6 protein-coding genes are annotated in these 8223 nt (G+C 62.8%); all 6 read right to left on the reverse strand.

All coding sequences use genetic code 11. From position 1 onward, the window contains the following. Positions 1 to 50: 50 nt before the first annotated feature. Positions 51 to 740, reverse strand: coding sequence for a response regulator (locus ACRESD_RS11970; RefSeq protein WP_431751087.1), 690 nt, complete (start codon positions 738 to 740; stop codon positions 51 to 53). A 37-nt stretch (positions 741 to 777) separates the two neighbouring features. Continuing rightward, the gene (locus ACRESD_RS11975) at positions 778 to 3429 is read right to left on the reverse strand and encodes a DUF4118 domain-containing protein (RefSeq protein ID WP_431751088.1); all 2652 of its coding nucleotides are present in this window, start codon (positions 3427 to 3429) and stop codon (positions 778 to 780) included. Between the two features lie 126 nt (positions 3430 to 3555). Continuing rightward, positions 3556 to 4101, reverse strand: coding sequence for a potassium-transporting ATPase subunit KdpC (gene kdpC / locus ACRESD_RS11980; RefSeq protein ID WP_431751089.1), 546 nt, complete (start codon positions 4099 to 4101; stop codon positions 3556 to 3558). Between the two features lie 62 nt (positions 4102 to 4163). Further along, positions 4164 to 6221 carry a potassium-transporting ATPase subunit KdpB gene (gene kdpB / locus ACRESD_RS11985; RefSeq protein WP_431751090.1) on the reverse strand — a complete coding sequence of 686 codons (2058 nt, stop codon included), beginning with the start codon at positions 6219 to 6221 and terminating at the stop codon, positions 4164 to 4166. Positions 6222 to 6235: 14 nt separating this feature from the next. Beyond that, complete coding sequence (kdpA, locus tag ACRESD_RS11990; RefSeq protein ID WP_431751091.1) at positions 6236 to 7930, reverse strand: potassium-transporting ATPase subunit KdpA; 1695 nt, start codon at positions 7928 to 7930, stop codon at positions 6236 to 6238. A gap of 9 nt (positions 7931 to 7939) precedes the next feature. Then, on the reverse strand, positions 7940 to 8029 hold the full coding sequence (gene kdpF, locus ACRESD_RS11995) for a K(+)-transporting ATPase subunit F (RefSeq protein ID WP_003218754.1): 90 nt from the start codon (positions 8027 to 8029) through the stop codon (positions 7940 to 7942). Positions 8030 to 8223: the final 194 nt, after the last annotated feature.

Consider the following 8223-nt stretch of genomic DNA (forward strand, 5'->3'; position numbering starts at 1 on the left):
AATGTGGGAGGGGGCTTGCTCCCGATAGGGTCGGAACAGGCACCAAAAATCTAAGCACTTAACAACCGATACCCCACCCCCGCTTCGGTCACGATAAACCGTGGCTGAGTCGGGTCATCCGCCAGCTTCTGGCGCAGATGACCCACGACGATGCGCAGGTAATGGCTGTCCTCGGTATGGGTCGGCCCCCAGATGTCCTTGAGCAGTTGCTGCTGGGTAATCACCCGCCCTGGATGCCGTGCCAATTGTGCCAGCACCGCGTACTCCTTGCGGGTGAGTGCCACTTCGACACCGTCCAAGAGGACACGACGATAGGCCAGGTCCACCGTCAGCGGGCCAAAACTTAATGCAGCTTCCTGGGCCTCACCCGCCGGCGCCTGGCGCAGCAATGCACGCACCCGAGCGAGAAACTCCTGGATGCCGAACGGCTTGGTCACGTAGTCATTGGCACCGCCATCCAGGGCCTCGACCTTCTGTATTTCGCTGGCCCGTACCGACAGTACCAGCACCGGCACCGTCGACCACTCGCGAAACTCGCGCAGTACTTGCTGGCCGTCCATGTCGGGCAGGCCGAGGTCGAGCACCAGCAAGTCCGGTTTGCTCAACGCCGCTTGGGCCAGGCCCTCGTTGCCGGTACCGGCCTCTATCACCTTGTAGCCCTGGGAGGCCAGGCTGATACGCAAGAATTTGCGGATCTGCGGTTCGTCATCAATGACTAAAATCGTCGCGGTCTGGCTCATGGTGTCCAATCAAAATCCGTGGAAAAAAGAGGGTAGCTCAAGCCTCGCGCTCCAAGCCAGGCTGCTTCGGTAATGGCAAGAACAAGGTGATGCAAGTGCCCCGCCCCTCAATGCCATCGGCCACGCTGATATGCCCACCGTGGGCACCCACCATGCCCTGGCAGATCGCCAAGCCCAGGCCCGTGCCTTGCCCGCCCCGATCACCGCGAGCGGCGGTATAGAACATATCGAAAATCTTTGCACGCTCATTCTCGGGAATGCCCGGCCCCTCATCGGCGACGGCGAAAAACAGCTGGTCATCCGACACGCCGGCCGTCAACTGCAAGCGGCCCTGGGGCGCAGAGAAACGCGCGGCGTTTTCCAGCACGTTGACCAAGGCTTGTTCGATCAGCGCCGCATGGACATACAGCAATGGCAGCTCAGCGGGCACATCGGTGCTCACCCGCAACGGCGCCAGCACGGCGCGCAAGCGACCAAGGGCACTGCCAACGATGTCGCCTGGCGACACCCAGTCCCGCGCCAGTTTCAACGCCCCATGCCCCAGGCGCGTCATGTCCAGCAGGTTCTGGATGTAACGGTCTAGGCGTTCAGCTTCATCGCGGGTGCCTTCGAGCAACTCGCGGCGATCCTCCAGGGGAATCGCTTCGCCAAGGGCCAGCAGGCTGTCAATGCTGCCACGCATGGAGGTCAGCGGCGTGCGTAAATCGTGGGACACCGAGGCCAGCAAGGCGCTGCGCAGTTGCTCGGTTTCACCATGTAGCCGGGCGGATTCGAGTTCCTGGCCCAATTGGGCCCGCGCCAACGCCTGTGCCAGCGGCTGGCTCAATGCCGTCAGCAAGCGACGGCGTTGGCCGCTCAACTCCTGGCCCGGCTTGGGGCTGACGCCGAGCAACCCCAAAGGCCCCTCCTCACCCGATAACGGCCACCACCACCAGCGCCCGAACGGCAAGGTGCCGGTGCCCATGCCAGCGGGTTGATCGTGCTGCCAGGCCCAGTCAGCGGCAGCGCGCTCGGCTTCGGTCAAGTTCAGTGGGTTGCCAGTCTCGACTTTCCACCCCCCCTGGCCGTCGCGATTGACCAGACACAGATCCAAGTCACTCCAGCCTTCCAGATGATGGGCCGCCGCACTGATCACCGCCTGGCGATCAGTAGCGGCCGTGAGTTTGCGCGACAGGTCGAGCAGTTCGCTGGTTTCTTCCTGAGTGTCACGCAGGGCCTGCAATTGCCGGCGTTGGCGGGCAGCCAGGTTGCCGGTCAATGCCGCCATCAACAGGAAGAACAACAGGGTCAGTACGTCTTCTTCACGTTGGATGGCGAAAGAGAAATTCGGCGGGATAAACAGGAAGTCATAAGTCAGGAACGACAGCGCCGCACACACCAGGGACGGTCCCAGGCTGCTGCGTACCGCCACCAGCAATACCGCCGCGAGAAACACCAGGGAGATATTCGGCAGCGGCAACACACTGGCCACCGCCCAGGCCAACGCCGCCGCTACCACGGTGGCGACCACCGCCAGGCCGTAATCAAACCACACCAACCCACGTACATCGGGCAGCCGGGGCGGCGCGGGATTGTCGTCGCTGTCGAGCACGTTGATTTCCAAGCCCCGTGCATTGCGCAGCAAGCGCGCCGCCAGCCCGCCACCGAACAATCGGCGTCGCCAACGCATCCGCGACTGCCCCACCAGCAACAGGCTGGCACGGCGTTCGGCGGCATGCTGGATCAACGTCTTCGCCACCTCTCCCGCTCGCAGCAACACGACCTCACCGCCCAGCCGCTCAGCCAGTTGCTGGGCGTTCTGCAGGCGCAGGCGCGATTGCTCATCCCGTGCGCGGCCGTTGTCGATATGCACCAGGCTCCAGGGCAAATGCCGACGCTGCGCCACGCGACTGGCGTGACGCACCAGACGCTCGGCTTGGGCATCGCCATCCACACCGACCAATAAGCGCCCGCGTACTGCCGGTGCCGCCTGGCCAAGCTGGCGATAACCTTGGGCCAAGTCATCATCGACGTGAGCGGCGGCGGTTTGCATCGCCAGCTCACGCAGAGCCATCAGGTTGGTCTGGGTGAAAAACGCATCGATCGCCGCACGGGCCTGCTCCGGCACATAGACCTTGCCGTCGCGCAGGCGCTCCAGCAATTCGCGGGATGGCAGGTCGATCAGCAACAGTTCGTCAGCTTCTTGCAGCACCCAATCCGGCAGGGTCTCACGCACTTGCACGCCGGTGATACCACGCACCTGGTCGTTGAGGCTTTCCAGGTGCTGAACGTTGACCGTAGTGAACACGTTGATGCCAGCAGCGAGCAGTTCCTGGATGTCTTGCCAGCGCTTCTCATGGCGGCTGCCCGGGGCGTTGCTGTGGGCCAACTCGTCCACCAGCACCAGCTTGGGCTTGGCGGCGAGCAGGCCGTCGAGGTCCATTTCTTCGAGCATCACGCCGCGGTACTCACTGCGTACCAAGGGTTGCTGCGGCAGGCCGCTGAGCAGGGCCTCGGTCTCGGCGCGGCCGTGGGTTTCGACCACGCCGGCGATCAGCCGCACACCCTGGCGCAGCTGGGTGTGGGCGGCCTGGAGCATGGCGTAGGTCTTGCCCACACCCGGCGCGGCACCGAGGAAAACTTTGAGCCGGCCACGGCCGTCCCGTGGCAGTTCGGCTAACAGGGCATCGGCGCGGCCGGAGTCGCTCATGCTTTGCGGTTCCTTCAGGTGTTCATATGGAGTCTTGAAGGCCGTCATCGCGGGCAAGCCCGGCTCCCACAGGGGAATGCATTCCAAATGTGGGAGCTGGCTTGCCTGCAATGGCGCCAGCACTGATTACAATTTTTCCAGCGCCATGTTCAGCGCCAACACATTCACTACCGGCGGCCCCACCAGCGGGCTTTCGATGTGCTCATCCAGCAAGCGTTGCAACGTGGAAACCGGCACATTCCGCGCCGCCGCCACCCGCGCCAGTTGATAGGCAATTGCCGCGGGTGGCAAGTGTGGATCAAGACCGCTGCCAGAGGTAGTCAGCGACGCCAACGGCACCGGCCCCTGGTTGGGCACCAACTGCTTGCTCGCGTCATCAAAGATGCGTGTCGCCAACGCCGGGTTGCTTGGGCCGAGGTTGCTGGCGCTGCTGGAAACCGTCGCGAACGCGCCGGCCGATGGGCGCGGATGGAACCAGCTGTCACCGGTAAAATCCTGGGCGATCAGGCTGGAGCCGCGCACCTTGCCGCTGTCATCGCGCACCAGGCTGCCATTGGCCTGATCAGGGAAAGCCACTTGGGCGACGCCGGTGACAACCAGCGGGTAGGCCACGCCAGTGATCAGAGTCATAAGGACCAGCAGGCTCAGGGCCGGGCGGATCATGGTGGACATTTCAGATTCCTCAATTCGTTTATCAGCTCGGTATTCCCACGCGGAGCGTGGGAACGATCCGGTTACACCAGGTGCAGTGCGGTCAGCAGCATGTCGATCGCCTTGATGCCCACGAACGGCACCAGAATCCCGCCCAGCCCGTAGATCAGCAGGTTGCGCCGCAGCAACGCCGCCGCACTCGCCGCCTGCACGCGCACCCCACGCAACGCCAGGGGAATCAGCACCACGATGATCAGGGCGTTGAACACAATGGCCGAGAGAATCGCGCTCTGCGGACTCTGCAAGTGCATCACGTTAAGCACGCCCAATTGCGGGTAGATCGAGGCAAACAGCGCCGGCAGGATCGCGAAGTATTTGGCCACGTCGTTGGCGATGGAAAAGGTGGTCAACGCACCACGGGTAACCAGCAATTCCTTGCCGATCTGCACCACGTCCAACAGCTTGGTCGGGTCGCTATCGAGGTCGACCATGTTGGCGGCTTCACGGGCGGCCTGGGTGCCGTCGTTCATCGCCATGCCGACGTCGGCCTGGGCCAGCGCCGGGGCGTCGTTGGCACCGTCGCCGCACATCGCGACCAAACGGCCATCATTCTGCTCGTGGCGAATGCGTGCGAGTTTTTTCTCCGGCGTGGCTTCGGCCAGTACATCGTCCACACCCGCTTCGGCGGCAATCGCGGCGGCGGTCAGCGGGTTGTCGCCGGTGACCATCACGGTGCGAATGCCCAGCTTGCGCAGCTCAGCGAAACGCTCACGGATGCCAGGCTTGACCACGTCTTTGAGGTGGATCGCACCCAGCAATTTGCCGTCTGCGCACACCAGCAACGGGGTGCCACCGCTTTGGGCGATCTTGTCGATTTCCCGCGACAGCGCCGGTTGCAGGTCGCGGCGTTGCTGACCGATGAATGCCAGCAGCGAATCCACGGCGCCCTTGCGGAACACACGCCCCTGATAGTCGACACCGGACAAGCGGGTTTCCGCACTGAACGGCACGGAGGTCAGTTGATCCAGGGTTGGCTCAGCTTGTGGGTGCAAGGCGCGCAGGTATTCGACGATGGATTTACCTTCTGCCGTGTCGTCCGCCAGCGACGCCAGCAGCGCGCCTTCAGCCAGGTCCCGACCACTGACGCCAGGCGCTGCAATCACCGCTGCGCAGCGACGGTTACCGAAGGTGATGGTGCCGGTCTTGTCGAGCAGCAACACGTGAACGTCCCCCGCTGCTTCCACGGCACGGCCGGATTTGGCGATCACGTTGAGACGTACCAGTCGATCCATGCCGGCAATACCGATGGCCGACAACAAGCCGCCAATGGTGGTAGGAATCAGCGTCACCAACAGTGCGACCAGGAACACCAACGGCAAGTTGCCATTGGCGAAGTGGGCGAACGGCTGCAGGGTGACCACCACCAGCAGGAAGATCAAGGTCAGGCCGATCAGCAGAATGTCCAACGCAACTTCGTTGGGGGTTTTCTGGCGCTTGGCACCTTCCACCAGCGCGATCATGCGATCCAGGGTGGACTCGCCGGGGTTGGCGGTGATACGGATCAGCAGCCAGTCGGACACCAGTCGCGTATTGCCGGTGACGGCCGAACGGTCACCACCGGACTCACGGATGACCGGGGCAGACTCGCCGGTGATCGCGGCTTCGTTGACCGCCGCAATCCCTTCGATGACCTCGCCGTCACCGGGGATCATTTCCCCGGCGGCGACACGCACCACATCACCTTTGCGCAGGCTGGTGGCCGGCACCACCTTGAAGCTGCCATCCGCCTCTTTACGGCGTGCACTGAGGCCTTCGCTACCGGCCTTGAGGCTATCGGCACGGGCCTTGCCGCGTCCTTCGGCCAGGGCTTCGGCGAAGTTGGCGAACAGCACCGTGAACCACAGCCACACGGCGATTTGCACGGCGACAAAGGTTGGCACGTTGGTGTCGGGCACGAAGCACAACACAGTGGTGAGGATCGCGGTGAGTTCGACCACCAGCATCACGGGCGAGCGTTGCAACTGGCGTGGGTCCAGCTTGACGAAAGCCTGGCCCAGCGCCGGGCGCCACAGCGCGGAAATGGCGGTTTTGGCGGGCTCATGGGTTGCCACAGGAGCCGCATTTTTTGCAGGCATATTCATTTTCATATCCCCTCTTAGAAGCCCATGCTCAAGTGTTCAGCGATGGGGCCTAACGCCAGTGTCGGCAGGAAAGTCAGGCCGCCCACCAGCAAAATGGTCACGGTCAACAACGTCACGAACAGCGGGCCGTGGGTGGGGAAGCTGTTCTGGCCGATCGGGGCAGTCTTTTTCATCGCCAGGCTGCCGGCCAAGGCCAGTACCGGGAGGATGTAGCCAAAGCGGCCGAGCAACATGCTCAGGCTCAGCATCAGATTGTGGAACGCGGTATTGCCACTGAAGCCGCCGAACGCTGAACCGTTGTTCGCACTGGCCGAGGTGTAGGCATACAGCAATTGGCTGAAACCATGAGGGCCGGGGTTACTGATCGCGCCCGCGGGGCCTGGCAGGCTGGCCGCGATGGCGCCCAGCACCAGGGTGCCCACCGGCATGACCATCAAGGTTACCACCAGCAATTGCACTTCCTTGGCCTGCAGCTTCTTGCCCAGGTATTCCGGGGTGCGGCCGATCATCAGGCCAGCGAGGAACACGGCGATCAAGACGTTGAGCAACATGCCGTACATCCCGGCGCCGACGCCGCCGAAGATCACTTCGCCAACCATCATGTTGACCAGTGCCACCATCCCGCTCAGGGGGTTGAGGCTGTCTTGCATGCCGTTGACCGAGCCATTGGATGCCGCCGTCGTGGTCACCGACCACAACACGGTGCCAGTAGTGCCGAAGCGCGCTTCCTTGCCTTCCAGGGGGGCCGTTTGCTCAACCGCCGGATTGGCCAGGGTCGGGTTGGGCTGGTATTCGGCCCATAGCGACGTGGCACCGCCAATCAGGAACAGGGCCAGCATGCAACCGAGGATCGCCCGGCTCTGGCGCAGATCCTTCACGTAGTGGCCGAAGGTGAACACCAACGCCACAGGGATCAGGATGATCGCGGCCAATTCAAATAGGTTGGCCCAGGCGGTCGGGTCTTCGAATGGATGGGCCGAGTTGACCCCGAAGAATCCACCGCCGTTGGTACCCAATTGCTTGATAGCAATCTGGCTGGCGGCCGGGCCCAGTGGAATCACCTGGTCGACGCCTTGCAGGGTCACCGCGTTCACATAATGCGCGAACGTTTGCGGAACGCCCTGCCATACCAGGAACAGCGCGAGTACCAGGCACAGCGGCAGCAGGCCGTAGAGGGTGGCGCGGGTCATGTCGACCCAGAAGTTGCCCAGGGTCTTGGTGGACTTGCGCCCGATGCCACGGCAAAGCGCGACCAGAACAGCCAGGCCGGTGGCGGCGCTGACGAAGTTCTGCACGGTCAGGCCGACCATCTGGCTGAGGTAGCTCAGGGACGCCTCACCGCTGTAGTTCTGCCAGTTGGTGTTGGTCATGAAACTGACCGCGGTGTTGAAGGCCAGAGTCCATTCCTGACCCGGCAATTTCTGCGGGTTCAGTGGGAGGTATTCCTGGAACAACAGGATCACGAACAGCAACACGAAACCGGCCAGGTTAAACGCCAGCAAGGCCAGCGTGTACTTCTGCCAGCTTTGCTCCTGATGCTCATCCACACCGGACAGGCGGTAGCAGGCTTTTTCCACCGGCCCCAGCACCGGCGTCAGCCAGGTGCGCTGGCCTTCCATCACCTTGTAGTAGAACCGCCCCAGGAGCGGTGCCGGCAGCAGCACCACGGCAAAGAAGGCGATGATCAGCCAATAGTCATAACTGTGCATAGCCTGCTCCTAGTTCCGATCCGCGCGTAACAGCGCAACCAGCAGATAAATGAACAGCGCCACGGCCAATAGCAGTGACACCCCGTCCAGAACGCTCATGGAAGTCTCTCCGTTTTGCGGCGATTGCCGCGTGTGTGGCAATTGTCGGCAGGAGTGGCGTAAAGGAACGAGAGCGAGGGTATGGGTGGGGCGTAAAGACGGCGTAAAGAGTGAGTTTATGCGGGGGTTACAGGGGGTATTTGTGGCTGTTGGGAGGGCCTCATCGGGGGCAAGCCCCCTCCCACATTTGACCG

This window comes from Pseudomonas sp. (assembly GCF_050739995.1).
GTDB lineage: Bacteria > Pseudomonadota > Gammaproteobacteria > Pseudomonadales > Pseudomonadaceae > Aquipseudomonas.